At 68.8% G+C, this 20,119-nt stretch carries 22 protein-coding genes; 13 read left to right on the top strand and 9 right to left on the bottom strand.

Features of this window, described 5'->3' with window-relative positions; all coding sequences use genetic code 11:
* The first annotated feature begins 109 nt into the window (after positions 1–109).
* From ACAM58_RS08665 to ACAM58_RS08645, 5 genes are read left to right on the top strand one after another with little or no spacing between them, the layout of a single operon-like run.
* Positions 110–715: a GbsR/MarR family transcriptional regulator gene (locus ACAM58_RS08665; RefSeq protein ID WP_012746834.1), complete on the top strand. Its 606-nt coding sequence runs from the start codon at positions 110–112 to the stop codon at positions 713–715.
* Positions 716–773: 58 nt separating this feature from the next.
* The gene (locus ACAM58_RS08660) at positions 774–1,199 is read left to right on the top strand and encodes a thiol-disulfide oxidoreductase DCC family protein (protein WP_369664318.1); all 426 of its coding nucleotides are present in this window, start codon (positions 774–776) and stop codon (positions 1,197–1,199) included.
* A gap of 15 nt (positions 1,200–1,214) precedes the next feature.
* Positions 1,215–2,189, top strand: a complete 975-nt coding sequence (locus tag ACAM58_RS08655) for a cyclopropane-fatty-acyl-phospholipid synthase family protein (protein ID WP_369664317.1) — start codon at positions 1,215–1,217, stop codon at positions 2,187–2,189.
* Positions 2,186–3,226 carry an SRPBCC domain-containing protein gene (locus tag ACAM58_RS08650; RefSeq protein ID WP_369664316.1) on the top strand — a complete coding sequence of 347 codons (1,041 nt, stop codon included), beginning with the start codon at positions 2,186–2,188 and terminating at the stop codon, positions 3,224–3,226. Before ACAM58_RS08655 ends, ACAM58_RS08650 begins: the two co-directional genes overlap by 4 nt.
* Before the next feature lie 21 nt (positions 3,227–3,247).
* Positions 3,248–3,595: a DOPA 4,5-dioxygenase family protein gene (locus tag ACAM58_RS08645; protein ID WP_012746830.1), complete on the top strand. Its 348-nt coding sequence runs from the start codon at positions 3,248–3,250 to the stop codon at positions 3,593–3,595.
* On the opposite strand, the gene ACAM58_RS08640 is transcribed toward ACAM58_RS08645, so the two are convergent.
* The gene (locus tag ACAM58_RS08640; protein ID WP_369664315.1) at positions 3,596–4,945 is read right to left on the bottom strand and encodes a Rieske 2Fe-2S domain-containing protein; all 1,350 of its coding nucleotides are present in this window, start codon (positions 4,943–4,945) and stop codon (positions 3,596–3,598) included.
* Between the two features lie 22 nt (positions 4,946–4,967).
* A complete protein-coding gene (locus tag ACAM58_RS08635) occupies positions 4,968–5,963 on the bottom strand; it encodes a Bug family tripartite tricarboxylate transporter substrate binding protein (protein WP_369664314.1) in 996 nt (331 codons plus the stop codon).
* A 112-nt stretch (positions 5,964–6,075) separates the two neighbouring features.
* On the opposite strand from ACAM58_RS08635, the gene ACAM58_RS08630 reads away from it, so the two are divergent.
* Positions 6,076–6,897, top strand: a complete 822-nt coding sequence (locus ACAM58_RS08630) for an IclR family transcriptional regulator C-terminal domain-containing protein (protein ID WP_369664313.1) — start codon at positions 6,076–6,078, stop codon at positions 6,895–6,897.
* A gap of 25 nt (positions 6,898–6,922) precedes the next feature.
* On the opposite strand, the gene ACAM58_RS08625 is transcribed toward ACAM58_RS08630, so the two are convergent.
* A complete protein-coding gene (locus ACAM58_RS08625; RefSeq protein WP_369664312.1) occupies positions 6,923–7,579 on the bottom strand; it encodes a glutathione S-transferase in 657 nt (218 codons plus the stop codon).
* Between the two features lie 99 nt (positions 7,580–7,678).
* On the opposite strand from ACAM58_RS08625, the gene ACAM58_RS08620 reads away from it, so the two are divergent.
* Positions 7,679–8,896 carry a polyhydroxyalkanoate depolymerase gene (locus ACAM58_RS08620; protein ID WP_369664311.1) on the top strand — a complete coding sequence of 406 codons (1,218 nt, stop codon included), beginning with the start codon at positions 7,679–7,681 and terminating at the stop codon, positions 8,894–8,896.
* A 22-nt stretch (positions 8,897–8,918) separates the two neighbouring features.
* Here the strand turns inward: ACAM58_RS08620 and ACAM58_RS08615 are convergent, their stop codons facing one another.
* The gene (locus ACAM58_RS08615) at positions 8,919–9,875 is read right to left on the bottom strand and encodes a LysR family transcriptional regulator (RefSeq protein WP_012746824.1); all 957 of its coding nucleotides are present in this window, start codon (positions 9,873–9,875) and stop codon (positions 8,919–8,921) included.
* Positions 9,876–9,959: 84 nt separating this feature from the next.
* On the opposite strand from ACAM58_RS08615, the gene add reads away from it, so the two are divergent.
* Together add and ACAM58_RS08605 are read left to right on the top strand one after the other, a co-directional pair.
* The gene (gene add, locus ACAM58_RS08610; RefSeq protein WP_174545051.1) at positions 9,960–11,054 is read left to right on the top strand and encodes an adenosine deaminase; all 1,095 of its coding nucleotides are present in this window, start codon (positions 9,960–9,962) and stop codon (positions 11,052–11,054) included.
* Positions 11,055–11,062: 8 nt separating this feature from the next.
* Positions 11,063–12,043 (top strand): tripartite tricarboxylate transporter substrate binding protein, encoded by a 981-nt coding sequence (locus ACAM58_RS08605; protein ID WP_020610557.1) that lies wholly within the window; start codon positions 11,063–11,065, stop codon positions 12,041–12,043.
* 29 nt (positions 12,044–12,072) lie between these two features.
* On the opposite strand, the gene ACAM58_RS08600 is transcribed toward ACAM58_RS08605, so the two are convergent.
* A complete protein-coding gene (locus tag ACAM58_RS08600) occupies positions 12,073–12,513 on the bottom strand; it encodes a CBS domain-containing protein (protein WP_012746821.1) in 441 nt (146 codons plus the stop codon).
* A gap of 143 nt (positions 12,514–12,656) precedes the next feature.
* Between ACAM58_RS08600 and ACAM58_RS08595 the strand changes: the two genes are divergently transcribed.
* Complete coding sequence (locus ACAM58_RS08595; protein ID WP_018903059.1) at positions 12,657–13,973, top strand: O-acetylhomoserine aminocarboxypropyltransferase; 1,317 nt, start codon at positions 12,657–12,659, stop codon at positions 13,971–13,973.
* 333 nt (positions 13,974–14,306) lie between these two features.
* Entirely contained in the window at positions 14,307–15,119 is an 813-nt protein-coding gene (locus ACAM58_RS08590; RefSeq protein ID WP_369664310.1) for an alpha/beta fold hydrolase, read from the top strand.
* 10 nt (positions 15,120–15,129) lie between these two features.
* Here ACAM58_RS08590 and ACAM58_RS08585 read toward each other — a convergent pair whose 3' ends face one another.
* Both ACAM58_RS08585 and ACAM58_RS08580 read right to left on the bottom strand, forming a co-directional pair.
* Positions 15,130–16,113 (bottom strand): Bug family tripartite tricarboxylate transporter substrate binding protein, encoded by a 984-nt coding sequence (locus tag ACAM58_RS08585; RefSeq protein WP_369664309.1) that lies wholly within the window; start codon positions 16,111–16,113, stop codon positions 15,130–15,132.
* 23 nt (positions 16,114–16,136) lie between these two features.
* Positions 16,137–17,558, bottom strand: a complete 1,422-nt coding sequence (locus ACAM58_RS08580; RefSeq protein ID WP_369664308.1) for a M20 family metallopeptidase — start codon at positions 17,556–17,558, stop codon at positions 16,137–16,139.
* Positions 17,559–17,669: 111 nt separating this feature from the next.
* On the opposite strand from ACAM58_RS08580, the gene ACAM58_RS08575 reads away from it, so the two are divergent.
* On the top strand, positions 17,670–18,608 hold the full coding sequence (locus ACAM58_RS08575; protein ID WP_012746816.1) for a LysR family transcriptional regulator: 939 nt from the start codon (positions 17,670–17,672) through the stop codon (positions 18,606–18,608).
* Between the two features lie 3 nt (positions 18,609–18,611).
* Here the strand turns inward: ACAM58_RS08575 and ACAM58_RS08570 are convergent, their stop codons facing one another.
* The gene (locus ACAM58_RS08570) at positions 18,612–19,277 is read right to left on the bottom strand and encodes an NAD-dependent epimerase/dehydratase family protein (RefSeq protein ID WP_012746815.1); all 666 of its coding nucleotides are present in this window, start codon (positions 19,275–19,277) and stop codon (positions 18,612–18,614) included.
* 14 nt (positions 19,278–19,291) lie between these two features.
* Positions 19,292–19,675: a co-chaperone YbbN gene (locus ACAM58_RS08565; RefSeq protein ID WP_012746814.1), complete on the bottom strand. Its 384-nt coding sequence runs from the start codon at positions 19,673–19,675 to the stop codon at positions 19,292–19,294.
* 101 nt (positions 19,676–19,776) lie between these two features.
* Between ACAM58_RS08565 and ACAM58_RS08560 the strand changes: the two genes are divergently transcribed.
* Complete coding sequence (locus ACAM58_RS08560; RefSeq protein ID WP_012746813.1) at positions 19,777–20,115, top strand: Mpo1-like protein; 339 nt, start codon at positions 19,777–19,779, stop codon at positions 20,113–20,115.
* Positions 20,116–20,119: the final 4 nt, after the last annotated feature.

Here is a 20,119-nt window from a genome sequence, read left to right as displayed (position 1 = left end):
CTAAAAGGATACCCCTTATGTTTACACAGTATTCCAAAGCTTTTCCGCAGGCAAGCTGATTTTTAGTTTCTCTATTGACAGAAATTTCTAAAATCCTAGACTCCGAGGCATGGAACTCACCGACATCCAACGCAAGTTCGTTCTCCACTGGGGAGAAATGGGCTCCATGTGGGGCGTCAACCGCACGGTCTCGCAGATCCATGCGCTGCTGTTCGCACACGGCAAGCCCATGCATGCGGAAGAGCTCTCCGACACGCTGGGCGTGGCCCGCTCCAACGTGAGCAACAGCCTGAAGGAACTGCAGGCCTGGAACCTCGTGCGCGTGACGCACATCCTGGGCGACCGGCGCGACTATTTCGAAACCAGCGTCGACGTCTGGGAGCTGTTCCGCACCGTGGTGCGCGAGCGCAAGGAGCGCGAGTTCGACCCGACCATCCGCGTGCTGCGCGAGATCGTCTCCAGCCCCGACTTCCAGAAGGAGCCCGCCGATGCGCAGGACCGCATCCGCTCCACCATGGACCTCATGAGCAAGCTCGCCACCTGGGCCGACGAGATGCTGCGGCTCTCGCCCGGCACGCTCGACAAGGTGCTGACGCTCGGGGCCAGCGTGCAGAAGTTCGTTCGCGGCGATGCGGCGCCGGCGGCCACACCCGCGGCTCCCAAGAAGGATGGCGACGACCCCGATGCCCACCACGCCAGCCTGCCGATGATCTGAGCCGCTCTTTTTTTTGCCTCATCATTTCTGTTTTGACAGAAACAACGAAAACAAACTCATGCGCGCCATCGCCACCTACCCGCTGACCGTGTACTTCGATGCCACCTGCGTCCTTTGCGCGGCAGAAATGAACGCAATGAAGGCGCGCGATGCCTCGGCCCGCCTGAACGTCGTCGACTGCTCACCCGCCGGTTTCGACGCGGGCCCCGCACCGCGCGAGGCGCTGATGACCGCCATCCACGCCGTCGACGCCGCAGGGCAGCTGTTCGTGGGCGTTCCCGCCATCCGCGCCTGCCGCGATGCCGTCGGGCTGCCAAGCGGCAGCCTGCTGCTCGACCTGCCGCTCATCGCGCCGCTGGCCGACCGCGCCTATGCGGTGCTCGCGCGCAACCGCTACCGGCTGCCGCGCTGGCTGGTGGCCCTGCTCGCGGGCAAGGCCCCGCGCTCATCCCGCACCTGCGCCGACGGCAATTGCCGGATCTGAAAAAAAGGAGCTCTCGTGACCAATGTCTTCCAGCCCGATTTCCGTCCCTCCGGCGCCCGCACAGCGCCTCCGGCATCCACGGCGCCCGAAGTCTCCATCACCAAGGCCGACACGCAGGACTATTTCACCGAGGTGGCCGACGACTACCGCGCATGGAGCCCCAGCTACAACATGCATTTCGGCTTCTGGCGGCTCGGGCTGAACCCGCTGCGGCGCGAAGGCATGCTGGTGGAAATGAACCGCGCCGTCGGCCGCGCGCTCAAGCTCGACCAGCCCCGGCCGGCGCACGAAAGCACGCAGCGCCGCTGCGTGGTCGACCTTGGCTGCGGCGCCGGCGCCACCGCGCGCACGCTGGTGGGCGACGATCCGTCGCTGTTTGCCGTCACGGTCACCAACGTGGCGGTGCAGAACCGCATCGCCGTGCGGCTCGATGCCGGCGCCGGCGTGGCCGACCGCGTGGCGCACATCGAAGCCGACTACACCCGCACCGGCCTGCCCACCGCACAGGCCGATGGCGCCTGGGCCGTGGAAAGCGCCTGCTACGCGAGCGGCACGGCCAAGGCCGATTTCGTGCGCGAGGCGGCCCGCCTGCTGAAGCCCGGTGCACGGCTCGCGGTGATCGACGGCTTCCTGCTGCGCGAGAAGCCCGGCCGCAGCGCCGGCTGGCTGCACCGCCTGTGGGCCGACAGCTGGGCCGTGCCCACGCTGGCGGTGCGGGACGATTTCGTCGCCGCGCTGCGCGACCACGGCTTCGACGACATCGAGGTGCGGTCGCTGCGCTGGCGCGTGGCGCCCAGTGCGCTGCACATCCCGGTGCTGGCCACGCGCTTCGCGCTGGCCGAACTCTGGAAGGCGCGCGGGCGGCTCAGCCCCTGGCGCCGCAAGCATATCGTGGCCAGCTACTGCGCGCTGGTGCTGGGCCTTTTCTGGCGCGATTTCGACTACTGCATGGTGACGGCCACGCGCACCGAGGAGAAGCAATTTTCATGAGCACCGAATCCAGCCAAACCAAGCCCGCTGAACTGCCGCCCACCGACGCAAAGTTGCGCGACACGCACAGGCACCCCATACCCTTCGCGTGGTTCTGGCCGCTGCTCGCCGGCGCGGCAGCCGCGCTGGTGCTGCGCATCGCCTTCAGCGGCCTGCCGGGCCAGCGCTTCTCGGCCATGCTGGGTTCGTTCATCTACCTTGCGCCCGCCGTGTGCGGGGCGGTCACGGTCTACATGGCCGAGCGCATCGAGCGGCGCAGCTGGGGCTACTACATCTGGGCGCCGTCGGTCTCGACCGCGCTGTTCGTCGTCGGCACGCTGCTGGTCTTCATCGAAGGGATGATCTGCGCAGTGGTGATCGTGCCGCTCTTCAGCGTCATGGGCAGCCTCGGCGGTCTCGCGATGGGCATCGTCTGCCGCGTGACCGACTGGCCCAGGCCTGCGCTCTACAGCTTCGCCTTGCTGCCGCTGGTCTTCGGCGCCGTCGAGCCACAGTGGCCCAACCCCGAGCAGGTCTCGGGCACCTCGCGCACCCTCTTCATTGCCGCGCCCGCCGAACGCGTGTGGCATGAACTCAACAATGCGCAGGGCATCCGCCCGAGCGAAGTCGGCGATGCCTGGGCCTACCGCATCGGCGTGCCGATGCCGGTGGCGGGCGTGACCCAAGACACGCCCGAAGGCCGCGTGCGCAAGGTGCAGTGGCAAAAGGATGTGCACTTCGACGAGATCATCACCGAGTGGCGGCCGCTGCAGCGCGTGAAGTGGCGCTACCGCTTCTCGCCCGATTCCTTTCCCGCCGGCGCGCTGGACGACCACGTGGTGATCGGCGGCCACTATTTCGACCTGCGCGACTCGGCCTACACGCTGACACCGCGCGAGGGCGGCACGGAGCTTCGCATCGATGTGTCCTGGCGCGTGAGCACGCGCTTCAACTGGTATGCCGACCGCGTGGCGCAGTTCCTGCTGGGCGACTTCTCCGAGCACATCCTGCGCTTCTACAAGGCGCGCAGCGAAACGGCCGAAGCGGCCGCCGCCTGAACGGGCCACAATGACCGGACCATGCCGCGCCGCCCCGAAAACCTCTATCCGCAATACCACGCCCACGTCTACTTCGACCCCGCCACGGTGGCCGAGGCCCGGCAGCTGTGCGAACAGGCGGGCCGCGAACTGATGGTGGTGGTCGGCCGCGTGCACGAACGCCTGGTGGGGCCCCACACGCGCTGGAGCTGCCAGCTGGCGTTCGATGCGGCGGAGTTCGACCAGGTGATCGAATGGCTCGAGGCGCACCGCAACGGCCTCGACATCTTCGTGCACGGGGTCACGGGCGACGACTTTGCCGACCACACGGCGCATGCGATGTGGCTCGGCGAAGAGAACCCGCTCGACCTGCGGATGTTCCGGCGCTAGCTAGCCCGCCTGTTCCTCTTCGCTCGTGGGTTGCGGCGTGTGGTGCTCCGCCGCGCTGCCGTGCACCTTGAAGAATTTTGCGCCCTCCACCTTCTGGCCGATCGCGCGTTCGTAGGCCGCGCGCACGTGCTCGGGCTGCCCGGCCTGCCCGAAGAAGTCCTTCAGGTAGGGCCCCAGCAGCGGATGGGCGGCAAGCTCTGCGCGCGGCAGGCCATGGAGCATCTCGTCGCGGCAGGCCGAAGGCAGCGGCACGTTGCGGTTCATCGCGGTGTCGCGGATCAGGCCCTTGGGCTCGTGCGCCGGATCGGCCTGCATCGCCTCCAGTTCCTCGAAGAAGCGGCGGCGCATCATCACGATGCCCTTGTCGCTCTGGCCGAGCTTTTCGCGGGTGCGGTCGGTGACCGTGCCCTGCCCCACCCAGACCACGAAGTCCTGGTTGGCCACGTGGCTCGTGATCCAGCGGCCGGTGGCCGGATCCTTGATCGGGCCGTACCACGACGGAATGCGCTCCTGCACGTAGGGCTCCTGCTCGGTCGGCACGCGGCTCAGCACCCACAGCACGCTCAGGGTGTTGTGGTCGTCGATGGGCACGCGCCATTCGAAGTGGTGGCCAAGGAAGAAGCCGTTGGGCCACAGCGTGACGCGGCCGGTGGTCCACATCACGTTGTCCTCGCTCTCGCCGCCGCGCAACCGCCGGTAGACGAAGCCGTGCTCGAACTCATCGAACGCGAGCTTCAGGTGGGTTGGCACATAGGGGCCTTCGTCGCCCTGCAGGCGCGTGGTCCAGTTGTTGTGCGTCCACTCGAAATGCACGGGGTCGATGGAATTTTCCTGGCACTGGAACCAGTTGCAGGGGATCTCTGCGAACACGGCCTGCGCAAAACCGTTCCTGAAGTTGAACAGTTCCCAGTCGGGCAGCAGCGGTGCGGGCTGCGGCCCCATGTAGGCCCAGAGCAGCCCGGCCTTTTCCTGCACCGGGTAGGCCTTGATCTTCGTGTTCCTGCGCATGCGCGCGTCCGGGTCCAGCGTTTCCTCGAAGGGCTGGTGCACGCACTGGCCGCTCTGGTCGTACTGCCAGCCGTGGTAGCTGCAGCGCAAGCCGCATTGCTCGACAAAGCCATAGGACATGTCGGCATTGCGATGCGGGCAGCGGCGGTCCACGAGCCCGTAGTTGCCGCCCAGGTCCTTGTAGAGCACCAGGTCCTCGCCCAGGATGCGCAGCGGCTTGACGGCCTTGTCGTCGAACTCGCTGGCTCCGGCCACCGGGTGCCAGTAGCGGCGCAGGTAGTCGCCCATCGGCTTGCCCGGCCCGACCTCGGTCAGCAGGCGGTTCTTCTCTTCGCTCAGCATGTGCTTGTCTCCTTGTTCCTGCTCATTCGGCGCGGATGCCGAATTCCTTCACCAGCTTGCCGAAGCGCTGGTCGTCGTCCGCGATCTGCTGCGCCAGCACCGAGGGCGCGCCGCCGATCGGCTCGATGCCGAGCGCAGCCATGCGGGCCTGCACGTCGGGCATCTTCAGCACTTCGTTGAAGTGGCGGTTCAGGGCCTGCACCAGCTCCACCGGCATGCCCTTGGGGCCCAGCAGGCCCATCCAGGCGCTGACATCCACGTCCTTGTAGCCAAGCTCGATCAGCGTGGGCACCCCGGGCATCAGCTTGGTGCGCTGGCGCTCGGCCACCGCCAGCGCAACGAGCTTGCCGCTGGCGATGTGGCCCGCCACCGCGCCGGGCGTGATCCAGCCCACGCCCACGTGTCCGCCGAGCGCATCGTTCACCACCGGCGCCACGCCGCGATAGGGCGCATGGGCAATCTGCGTTCCGGCGTCCTTGTTGAAGAGCTCGCCCGCGATGTGCATCGGCGAGCCCGCGCCCGGCGTGCCGTAGCTCAGCGCCTTGCCGGCCCGGGCCTCGGCCACCAGCTGCGCCACGTTCCTGATGCCGGTGGACGGCGCGGTCACCAACAGCAGCGGGATGTTCCCGGTCTTCACGATGGGCGTGAAATCCTTGACCACGTCGTGCGCCACGCCGGGGCCGGCCTTCAGCACATGCTGCGCGATCGGAAAGGTGCTGGGGGTGAACAGCAGCGTGTAGCCGTCCGGTGCGGCCTTGGCGACCCAGGCGTTGCCGATCATGCCGCTGGCACCGGGCCGGTTGTCCACGAGCACCGGCTGCCCGATGCGCAGCGAGAGTTTCTCGGCATAGATGCGCGCGACCGCATCGGTGTCGCCGCCCGCGGGATAGGAAACGACGATGGTGATCGGCCTGGCCGGCCAGGCCTGCGCCATGGCGCCGCCGGCGGCCAGCAGGGCAAGGCTCGATGCGGCGATGGCGGCGGCGGCACGGGCCGCTTCGCGACGGGTGAACTTCATGCTCTGTTTTCCTTTTCAGTGGGACGACGGGTGGGGTCGACGCACTGTAGGAACACGCTGCCGAAGCCAGAAGATATAGTTTCACCAGGTGAACCTTTTTCTGGAGTTCCACATGTCCGACACCACCGGCGCCCGAAGCGTGAAATCGATCGATGCGCTGCGCCGCGGACTCGACGTGATGCTGGCCATCCAGCGCTCGTCGGCCGCCACGCTGTCGGAACTGCATCGCCAGACCGGCCTCTCGAAGGCCACGCTGCTGCGCATCCTGAAGACACTGCAGCAGGCCGGATGGGCCGAGCGCAGCGAACTCGACAAGCGCTACGTGCCGGCCTCGGCCGCCGGCGAATCGGGGCCCGTGGTGCAATGGCGCGCAAGCCTGTCGGCGCTGGCGGCGCAGTCGCGCGCCACGCTGCAGCGCCTGGTGCCGTGGCCCATCGACCTGGGGGTGCGCGACGGCACGGCCATGCTCATCCTGGACACGGACCGGCCGCGCAATGGCCTGGCGGTGAACTACCGGGCGCTGGGTTTCAGGCCGCCCATGCTGCTGTCGTCGCTCGGGCGCTGCTACCTGTCGTTCTGCCCCGAAGAGGAGCGGCGCGAGATTCTCGCGGCGCTGGCCCGCTCGCCCAGCGACACCGACCGCGCGGCGCGCCGCCCCGAGAACATCCGGCGCATGATGGCCCATGCGCGCGACCAGGGCTACGTGGTGCGCGACCCCGCGTCGACGAGCATGGACTCGCCCGACCGCTTCGGCGCGCTCTCGGTGCCGGTGCGCCTGGACACGCTCGTGGTGGGCTGCCTGAGTTGCGCGTGGCTGCCGGCCGTGAAGACCGAGCGCGAGATCGTCTCGGCGCACTTGGCCGACCTGCAGCAGGCGGCGCAGAGCATCGAGCGCAAGCTGCGGCAGGCGGGCTTCGGGCCGCCGCCGGCTTGAAGAAGAACCCGCTCGGAAAACCTGCCTAGAACTCGGCGTCGAGCTCGTCGATTTCCTCGGGCTCTTCCTTCGCGGCGGCCACCCACTCCTGCATGGCGGGCAGGTCCATCACGCGCTTGCAGTAGGCGGCGCAAACGCTGTCGAGCGGCACGTCGTAGCTCAGGAAGCGCGTGACCACCGGCGCATACATCGCATCGGCCATGCCGGGCTGCTTGCCGAACAGGAAGGGGCCGCCGTAGGTCTTGAGGCATTCGCGCCAGATGGCGACGATGCGGTCGATGTCGGCCTGCGCGCGCGACCAGATCTTGAAGCCGCGAAAGCGGGCCTTGATGTTCATCGGCAAGGCGCCGCGCATCGAGGCAAAGCCCGAATGCATCTCGCCGCAGATGGCGCGGCAATGCGCGCGGGCCGCCGCATCGGCCGGCAGCAGCCCGCTCTTGGGCTTGATCTCGCTCAGGTATTCGCCGATGGCCAGCGTGTCCCACACCTTGACGCCGCCATGCTGCAGCGAGGGCACCAGCATCGACGACGAGAGCAGCAGCATCTCGGCCTTCATGGCCGGGTCGTCGGGCGGAATGATCTTCTCGCTGAAGTCGAGCCCGGCCAGCCTGCACATCAGCCAGCCGCGCAGCGCCCAGGCGCCGTAGTTCTTGCTGCTGATCGTGAGAACGGGTTTGGCCATCGTGGATCTCCTTGGCGGACTGCCTGCTGCCGGTTGGCATCCACGGGGCGTGCAAGGCCTGTGCCACCGCTTGGCCCGCAACTTGCCTGTACTACTTTCATGTTGTACCGGGCCTACCAGAACCAAGCCGACCTGCTTTCGCCCTCCCGGCTCGCAGCCCAGTACCTCGGCCAGGCTCTCTGGAAGGACGGCACCGACCGCACCATGATGCGGCGCATGGCCGCGCAGTTCGAGGTGTTTTCGCGCATGCGGCTGACCCATTCGCGCCCCGACTACGGCATTGCCAGCGTGCCGGTCGATGGCGTGGAAACCCCGGTGCACGAGGAGAAAACGCTGGTCTCGCCCTTCGGCACGCTGCTGCATTTCCGCAAGGACACGCAGGCCGTGCACCCGCCCGTGCTGCTGGTCGCACCACTGTCGGGCCATTTCGCGACGCTGCTGCGCGAAACCGTGCGCACCCTGCTGCGCGACCACGACGTGTACCTGACCGACTGGCACAACGCGCGCGACGTGCCGCTGTGGCATGGCGGCTTCAGCCTGGACGACTACACGCTGCAGCTCATCCGGTTTCTCGAAGCCGTCGGTCCCGGCGTGCACATGGTCGCGGTCTGCCAGCCCTGCGTGTCCGCGCTGGCGGCCACGGCGCTGATGGCCGAGGACGACAACCCCGCCACGCCGCGCAGCCTCACGCTCATGGCCGGCCCGGTCGATTGCCGCATCAACCCCACGGGGGTGAACGAGCTCGCCAACAGCAAGCCGATCGAGTGGTTCCGCCGCAACCTCATCAGCCACGTGCCATGGCCGCATGCCGGCATGATGCGGCGCGTGTACCCGGGCTTCCTGCAGCTCTCGGCCTTCCTGAGCATGAACCCCGAGCGCCACAAGAAGCAGTTCCAGGACATGGTCCGCCACCTGGTCGAGGGCGACACCGAGAAGGCCCGCACCATCGGCACCTTCTACGACGAGTACCTGGCGGTGAACGACCTGCCGGCCGAGTTCTACCTGGAGACCGTGGAGCGCGTGTTCCAGACCTACGACCTGCCGCGCGGCGTGCTCACCGTGGGCGACCGCACGGTGAACCCGGCGGCCATCCGCCGCACCGCGCTGCTCACGGTGGAAGGCGAGCGCGACGACATCTGCTCGGTCGGCCAGACGGTGGCGGCGCAAGACCTCTGCACCGGCATCCGGCCCTACCTCAAGGTGCATCACCTGCAGGCCGGCGTGGGGCACTACGGCGTTTTCAGCGGCAGCAAGTGGAACGCGCAGATCTACCCGCGCGTGCGCGAAACCATCCACGCCGCGGCCGAGCTGCACTGAGCCTTCGGCCGGACGCCCGGCTTCAGCGCCGGCTGCGCCGCTCCTTCGAGGCCACGCGCCGCACCGCCGCTTCGCCCGCCTGCGGCAGCCGCTCGCGCAGGAACGCGATCAGTTCCTGCGCCGCCACGTTGCGCATCGGCCCCGGCAGGTAGGCCAGCACCACGCGGCGCTCGACGCGCGGCTTCAAGAGCGGCAGCACCACCAGTTCGGGGTCGCGCAGCAGCGTGGTGTAGAGCCGCGGCATCAGCCCCAGCGCCTGGCCACTGCGCACCAGCGCATAGAGCGTTTCGGAATAGCTCACGCGGTAGGGCTCGGGGCCTTGCTCGAACTGCGCGCGCGCCGGGTTGCCGAGCGCCGGCATGCTGCCGCTCTCGAACAGCACCAGCCGTTCCTTGCCGATGGCCTCCCAGCTCGCGTCCCCGGCCGCCGCCAGCGCATGGCCGCGGCGCACCACCAGCACCAGCGGATCGCGGAACAGGTCGACGCAGGCCAGCCCGCCCGGCGGCTCGGTGATGGCGGCCACCGCCATGTCGAGCTGGCCGCTGCGCAGTTCGGCCAGCAAGGTGGTCGAAGGCGCATCGCGCCAGGCGATCTCGAGCTCGCGCGCGCCGGCCTGGAGGAACTCGCTGGCCGCGGCCATCACGCGCGCGCTGGCCGACGGGATCACGCCCACGCGCACGAAAGCCCGGCCGCGCTGCACGGTGCTCTCGATGTCGCGCAGCGCCACCTCGAAGGTGTTGACCAGGAAATCGGTGCGCGCCAGCACCTCGGCGCCCACCGGCGTGAGCTCGAGGCGGTGGGTGGAACGGGTCAGCAGCTCGGCGCCGAGCAGTTTTTCCATCTGCTTGATCGCGTTGCTGAGCGCCGGCTGGGTGATGGCCAGCCGGCGCGCCGCGCGGCCGAAGTGCCCTTCTTCCACCAGCACAGAGAAGAACTGAAGCTGGCGCAGCGTGAGCGCCCGGAGCGGCAGGGAGGCCATGGCGTTCCTGTTATCTATTCAATGAATCAAATTATAGAAATTCAAAATTTTGTTTATGAGGCGCCCTTGCCTAGACTGGCCGGCATGACCCGCCCCGCCCCGCCGCCCCTCACGCTGGAATCGATGCTGCATGCGATTCCCAAGGTGGAGCTGCACTGCCACCTGTTCGGCACGGTGCGCCACGAGACCTTCAAGCAGCTCAACCATCGCGCCGGCTCGCCGCTCGCGGCCGAGGAGATCGAAGGCTTCTACACGCGCGGCGAAAAACCGGTGGGCGTGCTGCGCGTGCTGCGCGCGCTCGATGCGCAGCTGGTGCGCAGCCCCGGCGACCTCTACCAGCTGACGCGCGAATACCTCGAGGACGCGGCGGCGCACAACGTGCGCTATGCCGAGTTCTTCTGGAACCCCACCGGCACGGTGCACGCCTCCGGCATCGCCTACCCGATGGCGCAGGGCGCGATCGTCCGCGCGATCCATGACGCGCAGCAGGAGTTCGGCATCACCGGCCGGCTCATCGCCGCGATCGACCGCGAGGCCAGCCCGGAAGCCGCCGTCGAGATGGTGGAATGGGTCAAGGCCCACCGCTGCGACGAGGTGATCGGCATCGGCATCGACTACCGCGAAGTCGACCGGCCGCCCGAACTCTTCGCGCGCGCCTATGCCGAGGCGCGGCGCGCGGGGCTCAAGGCCACCGCGCATGCGGGCGAGTTCGGCATGCCATGGACCAACGTACGCACCGCGCTCGACGTGCTGCAGGTCGACCGCATCGACCACGGCTACACGGTGGTCGACCAGCCCGATTTCGCGCGCCAGTGCGCCGAGCGCGGCGTGATCTTCACCGTGGTGCCCACCAACTCCTACTACCTGCGCACGCTGCCCCCGGAGCGCTGGGCGCTCGACCATCCCATCCGCCGCATGCCCGGCCTGGGCCTGCGCATCCATCCCAACACCGACGACCCGACGCTGCACAAAGTCACGCCCACCGAGGCCTGGCTGATGATGGCGCGCGACTTCGGCTTCGGGCTGGACGAGCTGCGCGGCTTCATGCACAACGGGCTCGAAGGCGCATGGATCGACGATACCCAGCGCCGCGCATGGCGCACGCAATGGAGCCGCGAGTTCGACACGCTGCGCGCCGGCCTTGCGCCGGTGCCGCAGCATCCCGCCCACCCGCAATGAACCACGCCATGAACAACCCCCGCCGCCTTCTTCTTGCCGCCACCCTCTGCTCGATGCTGCCGATGGCGGCACTCGCGCAGGGCGCCTGGCCAACGGCCAAGCCGATCACGCTGATCGTTCCCTACACCGCGGGCGGCAGCGTGGACGTCAACGCGCGCCTCGTCGCCACGCGGCTGGGCGAGCGGCTGAAGCAGTCGGTGGTGATCGAGAACGTGAGCGGCGCGGGCGGCGCCATCGGCGTGGCCAAGGCCGTGAACGCGGCGCCCGACGGCTACACGCTGGTGGTCGGGCCCGACAGCGCCATCGCCATCGGGCGGCTGGTCAACCCCTCGGCCTTCAAGTTCGATCCGCTCAAGGACCTGGCGCCGGTCGGGATGCTCAACACTGCGCCCATGGTGCTGGTGGCGCGGCCCGGCCTGGACGCCAACACCTATGCCGACTTCGTCAAGCTCGCCAAGGCCAAGCCCGGCGCCTACAACTACGCCACCTCGGGCGTGGGCACGGTGCTGCAACTCGCGATGGAACTGCTCAAGCAGCGCAGCGGCATCTTCGTGACCCATGTGCCCTACCGCGGCGGCGCCCAGATTGCCACCGACGTGATCGGCAACCAGGTCGACCTGGCGATGCTGGTCAGCACCAGCGCCATTCCGCATGTGGGCGGCGGCCGCCTGAAGGCGCTCGGCATCACCGGCAGCCAGCGCCTTGCCGCGCTGCCCAATGTGCCCACCTTCAACGAGATGCCCGGCCTCAAGGGCTACGACATGGTGAGCTGGACCGGCATCTTCGCCCCCGCCCGCACCCCGCCGGCCGTCGTGGCCCGCCTCAACCAGGAATTGAATGCCGTGCTCGCCGAGGAGCAGGTGCAGGCCAAGCTCAACGAACAGGGCGCCCTGCCCGGCAGCGGCACGCCCGAGCAGTTCGGCCAGTTCGTCCAGGCCGAATACGCCCGCAACCAGAAGATCGTGCAGTCGGCCAATATCAAGGAATAAGCCCGCCGCCCGGAGCTGGGCGCGGCCGGCTACTGCTCTTCGGGCCAGTCGCGGATGTAGGCCTTGAGCATCTTGTTCTCGAAGTTCTGGCTGTCCACCACCGCCTTGGCCACGTCGTAGAAGCTGATCACGCCCATCAGCATGCGCTTGTCCATCACGGGCATGTAGCGCGCGTGGCGCTCCAGCATGATGCGGCGGATTTCGTCGAGGTCGGTTTCGAGCGTGCAGGTCACGGGCGCATCGTCCATGGCCTTGCGCACCAGCGTGCCGCCCACCTGGCCGCCGTTGTCGACAATGGCCAGGATCACTTCCCTGAAGGTGAGCATGCCGACCAGGTCGCCGTGTTCCATGACCACCAGGGAGCCAATGTCCTTTTCCGCCATGGTCTTGACGGCTTCGGCCAGCAGGTCGTCAGGCGTGATGGTGAAGAGCGTGTTGCCCTTGACGCGAAGGATGTCGCTGACTTTCATCGTGTGCTCCTCTCGGAAATCGTTCTCGGCGGCGGTGCCGATTTGAATATAGCCCACAATCGGCGCCGACTCCCACGCCCATGTTGCGCGCGCATGATTAGCAGACGTAACGGGGCATTGCGAACGAACCCAGAAAGGCTCCCATGCCCGGCTACTCCGACCCCGGCTTCGACACCCTGGCGCTGCACGCCGGCGCCGCGCCCGACCCCGCCACCGGCGCGCGGGCGGTGCCGATCCACCTCACCACCTCCTTCGTCTTCGAGTCGAGCGACCATGCGGCGGCGCTCTTCAACCTGGAGCGCGCGGGCCACGTCTACTCGCGCATCAGCAATCCGACCAACGCGGTGCTCGAGCAGCGCGTTTCGGCGCTCGAAGGCGGCATCGGCGCCATTGCCACCGCCAGCGGCCAGGCCGCGCTGCACCTGTCGATCGCCACGCTCATGGGCGCGGGCTCCCACATCGTGGCAAGCACCGCGCTCTACGGCGGCTCGCAGAACCTGCTGCACTACACGATGCGGCGCTTCGGCATCGAAACCACCTTCGTGAAGCCCGGCGACCTGGACGGCTGGCGCGCCGCGATCCGGCCCGAAACCAAGCTGGTGTTCGGCGAAACCGTGGGCAACCCGGGCCTGGACGTGCTCGACATTCCCGCGGTGAGCGACATCGCGCACGCGGCCGGCGTGCCGCTGCTGGTCGACTCCACGCTCACCTCGCCCTATCTCATCAAGCCCTTCGACTGGGGGGCCGACCTGGTCTACCACTCGGCCACCAAGTTCCTCTCGGGCCATGGCACGGTGATTGGCGGGGTGGTGGTCGACGGCGGCAGCTTCGACTGGGAAAAATCGGGCAAATTCGCCGAGCTGACCCAGGCCTATGACGGCTTTCACAACATGGTCTTCAGCGAGGAAAGCACGGTGGGCGCGTTCCTGCTGCGCGCCCGGCGCGAAGGGCTGCGCGACTTCGGCGCCTCGATGAGCCCGCACACGGCCTGGCTGATCCTGCAGGGCATCGAGACGCTGCCGCTGCGCATGGAGCGGCACATCGACAACACGCAGAAGGTGGTCGAGTTCCTCGCGAGCCACCCTTTCGTGTCGCGCGTGGGCCATCCGCTGATCGAATCGCACCCGAGCCATGCGCTGGCGCAGAAGCTGTTGCGCCACGGCGCACGCGGCGCCGGCGCGGTGTTCAGCTTCGACATCAAGGGCAGCCGCGCGCAGGGCAAGGCGTTCATCGAGGCGCTGAAGCTCTTCAGCCATCTGGCGAACGTGGGCGACTGCCGCAGCCTGGTGATCCATCCGGCGAGCACCACGCACTTCCGCATGACCGACGAGGCGCTGGCGGGGGCCGGAATTTCCCAAGGGACGATCCGGCTTTCGATCGGGCTCGAGGACCCGGCCGATCTGATCGACGACCTGAAGCGTGCGCTCAAGGCTGCGGAAAAGGCGGGGGTCTCGGCATGAGGGCTTGCTTTTCCTTGCGTCGTGTTGTCCGTCGTTCGGGGCGCGCTCCCGCCGACGGGGTACCTTGCTCCGCGAATGTCCCCCGCGCTTCGCGCTCCTCCTTTATTTCGCTGCGCAAGGCACCCCATCAGCGGGAGCGTTATGCGGAGCGGTCGTTGATCAGCGGTGCACCCAGAGCGTGCCCTGGTGCACAGAGCATCGGGTACTCCCCGCAGCGAAATCAAGGAGGAGGCCGAAGGCCGGGGGACATTCGCGGAGGGGAGTACCCGGTGATCTGTGCACGCACCCTGAACAACAGCGCCGAGAACAAGACGCCCCCGTGGAGCAACTGACATGAACTACACCGTCAACAGCCACGCCACCTACTGCTACACCGGCGGCAAGGCTTTCGATGCGAACAAGCCGACCGTGGTGTTCATCCACGGCGTGCTCAACGACCACAGCGTGTGGATCCTGCAAAGCCGCTGGTTCGCCAACCACGGCTGGAACGTGCTGGCCGTCGACCTGCCCGGCCACTGCAAGAGCGAAGGCCCGCCGCCCGCCAGCGTGGAAGACGCGGCGCAGTTCGTGCTCGCGCTGCTCGACGCGGCCGGCGTGCAGAAGGCCGCACTCGTGGGCCACAGCTTCGGCTCGCTGATCGCGCTCGAGGCCGCCTCGCGCGCGCCCGAACGGGTGACCCATCTGGCTATGGTGGGCACGGCCTACCCGATGGCCGTGTCGCCCGCGCTGCTCGACGGCGCGCTCAACGATCCGCAGCGCGCCATCGCAATGGTCAACACCTTCTCGCATTCGCTGCTCGCGCCGCCGCCCTCCTCGCTCGGCCCCGGCACCTGGCTGTACGGCAGCTCGCGCGCGCTGATGCGGCGCGTGCTCGCGAGCAACCGCGACGCCAACGTGTTCCACATCGGCTTCAAGGCCTGCAACGACTACGCGAACGGCGAAAAGGCGATCGAAGCGGTGCAGTGCCCCGTGCTGTTCCTGCTCGGCGACGCCGACCAGATGACGCCGCCGCGCGCCACCAAGGCGCTGGTGGGGAAGGCCCGCAACGCCAAGGTGGTGACCGTGCACGCCGGCCACGCACTGATGAGCGAGGCGCCCGACGAAGTGCTGTTCGCGCTGCGCGACTTCGTCGGCGCGCCCGCCTGAAGAGCCGCTTCTATTCCGCCGCGATGCCCGCGCGGTGCGCCAGCGCGCGGTAGCGGGAAATCTCGCCCTCCATCTGGCTGCGGAACGCCGGCGCGCCGATGACGACGGGCTCCATGCCCTGCGCGCGCAGCTGCGCCTGCAGGGCCGCGCTGCCCATCGTGGCCGTGACGGCGCGCGCCAGCTTGTCGAGCACCGGTGGCGGCGCGCGCGCCGGCGCGGCAAAGCCGTACCAGGCGTCGAAGGTGGCATCGGGCAGGCCCTGCTCGGCCAGCGTGCGCACCTCCGGCAGCATGCTCGAGCGCGCCGCGCCCACGATGCCCAGGGCGCGCAGCTTGCCCGAGCGCACATGCGGCGCCACGGCCGCCACGGTGTCGATGCCGACCTCGATCTCGCCGCCGATCACCGCCATCGAACCCTGGCTGCTGCCCTTGTACGGGATGTCCTGCAGCTGGATGCCCGCGGCCAGCGCAAGCAGCTCGCCCGCGAGGTGCGGGCCCGAGCCGGCGCCGAAGGTGGCGTAGCGGATGCTCTTCGGCTTGGCCTTGGCGGCGGCGATGAGCTCGGGCAGCGAGCGCCATGGCGTGCCGGCCCCCACCACCAGCACCAGCGGCGTGCGCGCGACGATGGCAATGGGCGCGAGGTCGCGCACCGGGTCGTAGGGCAGCCTGGCGCGCAGCGCGGGGTTCACGCTGTAGCTGGTGGAGCCCGAGAGCAGCAGCGTGTAGCCGTCAGGCGCGGCCTTGGCCACCGCATCGGTGCCGATGATGGTGGCGGCGCCTGGCTTGTTGTCGATGACCACGGGCTGGCCGAGCCGCTCCGACAGGCCCTGCCCCATCGCCCGCGCGACGATGTCGGTGCCGCCGCCCGGCGGAAAGGGCACGACCAGCTTCACGGGCCTGTCGGGCCATTTTTCCTGCGCGGGCGCATGGAAGGCCACGAGCGCCAAGGTGCAGGCCAGCAGGCCACGAAGCCGATGGAAGAGAGCAGTTTTCATTGGGGTTCGTCCAGGAAGAGAAATCAGGCGGCCGCGGTGTGCTGCGTTTTTCCAGCGGCCCACGGCGCGAGCCCCGGCTCGCCCAGGTCCCAGTAGAGGCCGGCCATGATCTGCAGGCCCTCGCGCGCCAGCGGCGCCAGCAGGTGCTCGTTGGGCGCGTGCTGCGCGCAGGCCGGGTACGAATGCGGCACCCACAGCGTGGGCAGGCCCAGCAGGTCGGCAAAGACGTCGTTGGGCAGCGAGCCCGCGAGGTTGGGCAGCAGGTCGACGCGCTGGCCGCTGCTCCTTTCGATGGAGCGCCGGGCCCAGTCGACCCAGGGGTTCTCCACGTCGAGCCGCGTCGCCGCGCCTTCCAGCGTGACCTTCACTTCCACATCGCCGAAGCCATGCGCATCGAGGTGGGCGCGCACGATGCTCGCGAGCTCGCGCCACGGCGTGCCGACCACGAAGCGCAGCTGGCAATGCGCCACCGCCTCGGACGGAATCGCATTGACGGGCCGTTGCGGCGAGCCGGCGCCGAGCGCGAGCACCTCGATGGTGTTCCACGCCACCAGCCGCTCGGCCGGGCGGAGGCCGGGCTCGCCCCAGCCGTCGTCGAGCGCGGGATCGTCGGCGCCGCCACCGATGGCGATATCGGCCAGCGCCTCGCGCACGCCCTGCGGAATTCCAGCCGGCCGCAAGGCCTCGACCAGGATGCGCCCGCGCGCATCCACCAGCGAGGCCACCGCATGGCTCAGCACGGTGGCAGGATTGGCGAGCACGCCGCCCCAGTTGCCCGAGTGGTAGCCCCGCGCCCTGGCGCGCAGCCGCAGGCTGAAGTTGACGGCGCCGCGCGAGCCCAGGAACAGCGTGGGCCGCGCGGCGCTCACGCGCGGCCCGTCGCTCGCGATGAACAGGTCGGCGCGCAGCCGCTCGCGCTGCTGCTCGCACACCGCATGCAGGCCCGGCGACGCGGCCTCTTCGCCGGTCTCGATGAGCCAGGTGATGTTGTAGCCCAGGCGCCCGCCCCGCGCGCGCAGTGCGGCCGCCAGCCCGCCGAGCGCGATGCCGTGCTGGCCCTTGTTGTCGGCCGTGCCGCGCCCGTACCAGCGGTCGCCGCGCACGGTGAGCACCCAGGGGCCGAGGCCTTCGTCCCACTGCGCGTCCTGCCCGCTCACCACGTCGCCGTGGCCATAGCTCAGCACGGTGGGCAATGCGGGGTCTTCGATGCGGCGCGCGATCAGGAAGGGCCCGCCGCCCGCCACCGGGTTCTCGACGATCTCGCATTCGAAGCCCAGCGCGGCCAGCGGCGGCACCAGCTCGTCGCGCAGGTAGGCGCCGAGCGCGGGCGTGGCGGCGCCGGTGTCGCTCTCGGTGCGGAAGGCGACGCGCCGCTGCAGGTCGGCAAAGAAGCCGCCGTCGTCGAAATAGGCGGCGGCCGCGGCAAGGCTTTCGGTACGTTGCATGAGGGGATTTCCTGTTGGCGTGGGATGCAGCAAGTACAAGGCCTGCAGGGCAATGCTTCCAGCACCGAATTCGCAAGCTACCATTGCCTTCAAGGCAACGCTCCAATCGCCATGGCACCACCGCTCCTCAGCATTCCGATGCGCCATTTCCTCGAAGTGGCGCGCAGCGGCTCGGTCAGCCAGGCCGCGGCGCGGCTGTTCGTGGCCTCGTCGGCGGTCAGCCGGCAGATCGCCAAGCTCGAGGACAGCCTGGGCACGCCCCTGTTCGAGCGCCACGCCCGGGGCATGGCGCTCACCGCGGCGGGCGAGCGGCTCGCGGCGCACCTGCGCAATGCGCAGCTCGACATCGAGCAGGTCATCGAGCAGGTGCGCGACCTCGGCGGCCGCAGCGCGCACCGCATCCGCATGGCCTGCACCGAAGGCTTTGCCGCGCACTTCATGCCGCAGGTCATGCGCAGCTTCGAGTCGGCGCATCCGGGCACGCAGCTCGAGCTCCACGTGGGCTCGCCCGATGGCGTGAGCGCGCTGCTCGCGCGCGGTGAGGCCGACATCGCGCTCAAGTACGTGGTGGCGCCGGAGCCCGGCCTGAAGATCGAGCACTCGGCCAATGCGCCGGTGTTCGCGGTGCTGCGCCCCGACCATCCGCTGGCGCGCCAGCGCGTGGTGTCCGTGGCCGACGCCGTGCGCTATCCGCTGGCCGTGGGCGACAAGGGCGTGACCGCGCGGCAGCTGTTCGACCAGGCCTGCAGCCTGCAGGGCCTACAGTACCGCGCGATCTTCGTCAGCAATTTTTCATCGGTGCTGCTGCCGCTGTTGCGCACGCCAGACGTGATGCTGTCGGGGCACCTCACGGTCACGCATCTCATCGATGCAGGCACGGTGGTGGCGCGCCCGTTCGCCGAGGCGCCGCTGCAGCAGCGGCAGCTGCAGGTGCTGGCGCTCGAAGGCCGCACGCTCACGCCGCTGGCGCAGGCGTTCGTACAACACCTGGTGCATGCCATTGCCAGCGCGGGCCGGCGCAAGCTGGGCCGCGCGCGGTCGAGCGCCTGAGCCTCAGCGGCCCAGCGCGTTGATGTCGGCCGGGTCGAGCAGCACCTTCGGCGCGCCGTGCCGTGCCACGGCCAGCATGGCGCGGCCCACCTTCTCGGTGGTCGTCACCCTGTCGGGCCAGAGCCGGTGGGCCAGCCCGAGCACCGGCTTGAGCACCATGATCGCGGCCTGGTAGAGCGGCGTCTTCGAACGCACGCCGTGCAGCGGCTGGATCATGCCGGGGCGGAACATGAAGGCGGCCTTGAACGGCAGCCTGAGCAGGGCGTTTTCGGTCGCGCCCTTCACGCGCGCCCACATGCGGCTGCCGCGCTCGCTGCTGTCGGTGCCCGCACCCGTCACGTAGGTGAAGGTCATGCCCGGGTTGAGCCGCGCGAGCACGGTGGCGGCGGCCATCGTGAGGTCGTAGGTGATGCGCTTGTAGTCGGCCTCGTTCATGCCCACCGACGACACGCCGAGGCAGAAGAAGCAGGCGTCAAAGCCCTGCAGCTGCGGCTCGACACCGCTGTAGTCGGTCATGTCCGGAATGACGAGGTCCTGCAGCTTCGGATGCTGCTGCCCGGTGGCCCTGCGGCCGACCGCGACCACGCGCGCCACGTCGGGTGCCAGCAGGCATTCGCGCAGCACGCCCTGCCCCACCATGCCGGTGGCGCCGAAGATCAGGATGTTCATGGGATGGGGCGCGGTCAGACCGCGAACTCGCCGGGCCGCTTCTCGAGCACCGCGAGCAGCAGGTCGACGTCGAGGCTGGAAGGCTGCGGCGCCTGCAACGCACCGAGCATGCGCGAGAGCGTCTCGGCATGCGGCAGCAGCGGGCCCAGGAAGCGGGTGCCGTCGGCACCGGCGATCAGCAGCGTGGGAAAGGTCTCGACGTCGAAGGCGTCGGCAATCTCGGCGTGGTCCTCGATGTCGACCCAGGCAAAGCGGAACTGCGGATGCGCCCGCGCCACCTGCTCGAGCAGCGGCCGGTAGTCGCGGCAGGTGCCGCACCATTCGGCGCAAAGGCACACGACCCACGGCGCATCGCTGGCCGGCTCGGCGGAAACGGGGGCGGCAGGAAGGGCGCTCAAGGTTGATGCGGTGCAGGTGTGAATACGAAGCCGCAGTGGTGCGGCCCAAGGGTCGTGGCTATTATGGACAAAGCGCCTCCGGCGTTCAGGAGACCCGCACGATGAACACCACGACTGCCCCGGAATCTGCTGTCGATCCGCGACGTTTCAAGAGTTTCGCGGAGTTCTATCCCTTCTACCTGAGCGAGCACGCCAACCGCACCTGCCGGCGCCTGCACTTCGCGGGCTCGACGATCTCGCTGCTGTGCCTGGTGGCGCTGGTTGCCACGCTCAACCCGCTCTGGCTGCTGGCCGGGCTGGTCGCGGGCTACGGCTTTGCCTGGGTCGGGCACTTCGGCTTCGAGAAGAACAGGCCGGCCTCGTTCAAGCGCCCGCTCTACAGCTTCATGGGCGACTGGGCGATGTACCGCGACATCTGGCTGGGCAAGGTCAAGCTCTGAGGGC

The organism is Variovorax sp. V116 (assembly GCF_041154435.1).
In the GTDB taxonomy this organism is placed as follows: Bacteria; Pseudomonadota; Gammaproteobacteria; order Burkholderiales; family Burkholderiaceae_C; genus Variovorax; species Variovorax paradoxus.
Note: the sequence above shows the minus strand (reverse complement) of the source record. Positions and strands in the feature narration are given on the sequence as shown.

What these genes read in the sequence shown, in the direction of transcription:
- ACAM58_RS08645 (WP_012746830.1), top strand. Translation starts at nt 3,248, where the DNA reads ATGCCGCGCCGCCCCGAAAACCTCTATCCGCAATACCACGCCCACGTC.
- ACAM58_RS08575 (WP_012746816.1), top strand. Translation starts at nt 17,670, where the DNA reads ATGGCACCACCGCTCCTCAGCATTCCGATGCGCCATTTCCTCGAAGTG.
- ACAM58_RS08630 (WP_369664313.1), top strand. Translation starts at nt 6,076, where the DNA reads ATGTCCGACACCACCGGCGCCCGAAGCGTGAAATCGATCGATGCGCTG.
- ACAM58_RS08635 (WP_369664314.1), bottom strand. Translation starts at nt 5,963, where the DNA reads ATGAAGTTCACCCGTCGCGAAGCGGCCCGTGCCGCCGCCGCCATCGCC.
- ACAM58_RS08560 (WP_012746813.1), top strand. Translation starts at nt 19,777, where the DNA reads ATGAACACCACGACTGCCCCGGAATCTGCTGTCGATCCGCGACGTTTC.
- ACAM58_RS08660 (WP_369664318.1), top strand. Translation starts at nt 774, where the DNA reads ATGCGCGCCATCGCCACCTACCCGCTGACCGTGTACTTCGATGCCACC.
- ACAM58_RS08605 (WP_020610557.1), top strand. Translation starts at nt 11,063, where the DNA reads ATGAACAACCCCCGCCGCCTTCTTCTTGCCGCCACCCTCTGCTCGATG.
- ACAM58_RS08600 (WP_012746821.1), bottom strand. Translation starts at nt 12,513, where the DNA reads ATGAAAGTCAGCGACATCCTTCGCGTCAAGGGCAACACGCTCTTCACC.
- ACAM58_RS08615 (WP_012746824.1), bottom strand. Translation starts at nt 9,875, where the DNA reads ATGGCCTCCCTGCCGCTCCGGGCGCTCACGCTGCGCCAGCTTCAGTTC.
- ACAM58_RS08585 (WP_369664309.1), bottom strand. Translation starts at nt 16,113, where the DNA reads ATGAAAACTGCTCTCTTCCATCGGCTTCGTGGCCTGCTGGCCTGCACC.
- ACAM58_RS08580 (WP_369664308.1), bottom strand. Translation starts at nt 17,558, where the DNA reads ATGCAACGTACCGAAAGCCTTGCCGCGGCCGCCGCCTATTTCGACGAC.
- add (WP_174545051.1), top strand. Translation starts at nt 9,960, where the DNA reads ATGACCCGCCCCGCCCCGCCGCCCCTCACGCTGGAATCGATGCTGCAT.
- ACAM58_RS08595 (WP_018903059.1), top strand. Translation starts at nt 12,657, where the DNA reads ATGCCCGGCTACTCCGACCCCGGCTTCGACACCCTGGCGCTGCACGCC.
- ACAM58_RS08665 (WP_012746834.1), top strand. Translation starts at nt 110, where the DNA reads ATGGAACTCACCGACATCCAACGCAAGTTCGTTCTCCACTGGGGAGAA.
- ACAM58_RS08625 (WP_369664312.1), bottom strand. Translation starts at nt 7,579, where the DNA reads ATGGCCAAACCCGTTCTCACGATCAGCAGCAAGAACTACGGCGCCTGG.
- ACAM58_RS08570 (WP_012746815.1), bottom strand. Translation starts at nt 19,277, where the DNA reads ATGAACATCCTGATCTTCGGCGCCACCGGCATGGTGGGGCAGGGCGTG.
- ACAM58_RS08650 (WP_369664316.1), top strand. Translation starts at nt 2,186, where the DNA reads ATGAGCACCGAATCCAGCCAAACCAAGCCCGCTGAACTGCCGCCCACC.
- ACAM58_RS08640 (WP_369664315.1), bottom strand. Translation starts at nt 4,945, where the DNA reads ATGCTGAGCGAAGAGAAGAACCGCCTGCTGACCGAGGTCGGGCCGGGC.
- ACAM58_RS08620 (WP_369664311.1), top strand. Translation starts at nt 7,679, where the DNA reads ATGTTGTACCGGGCCTACCAGAACCAAGCCGACCTGCTTTCGCCCTCC.
- ACAM58_RS08590 (WP_369664310.1), top strand. Translation starts at nt 14,307, where the DNA reads ATGAACTACACCGTCAACAGCCACGCCACCTACTGCTACACCGGCGGC.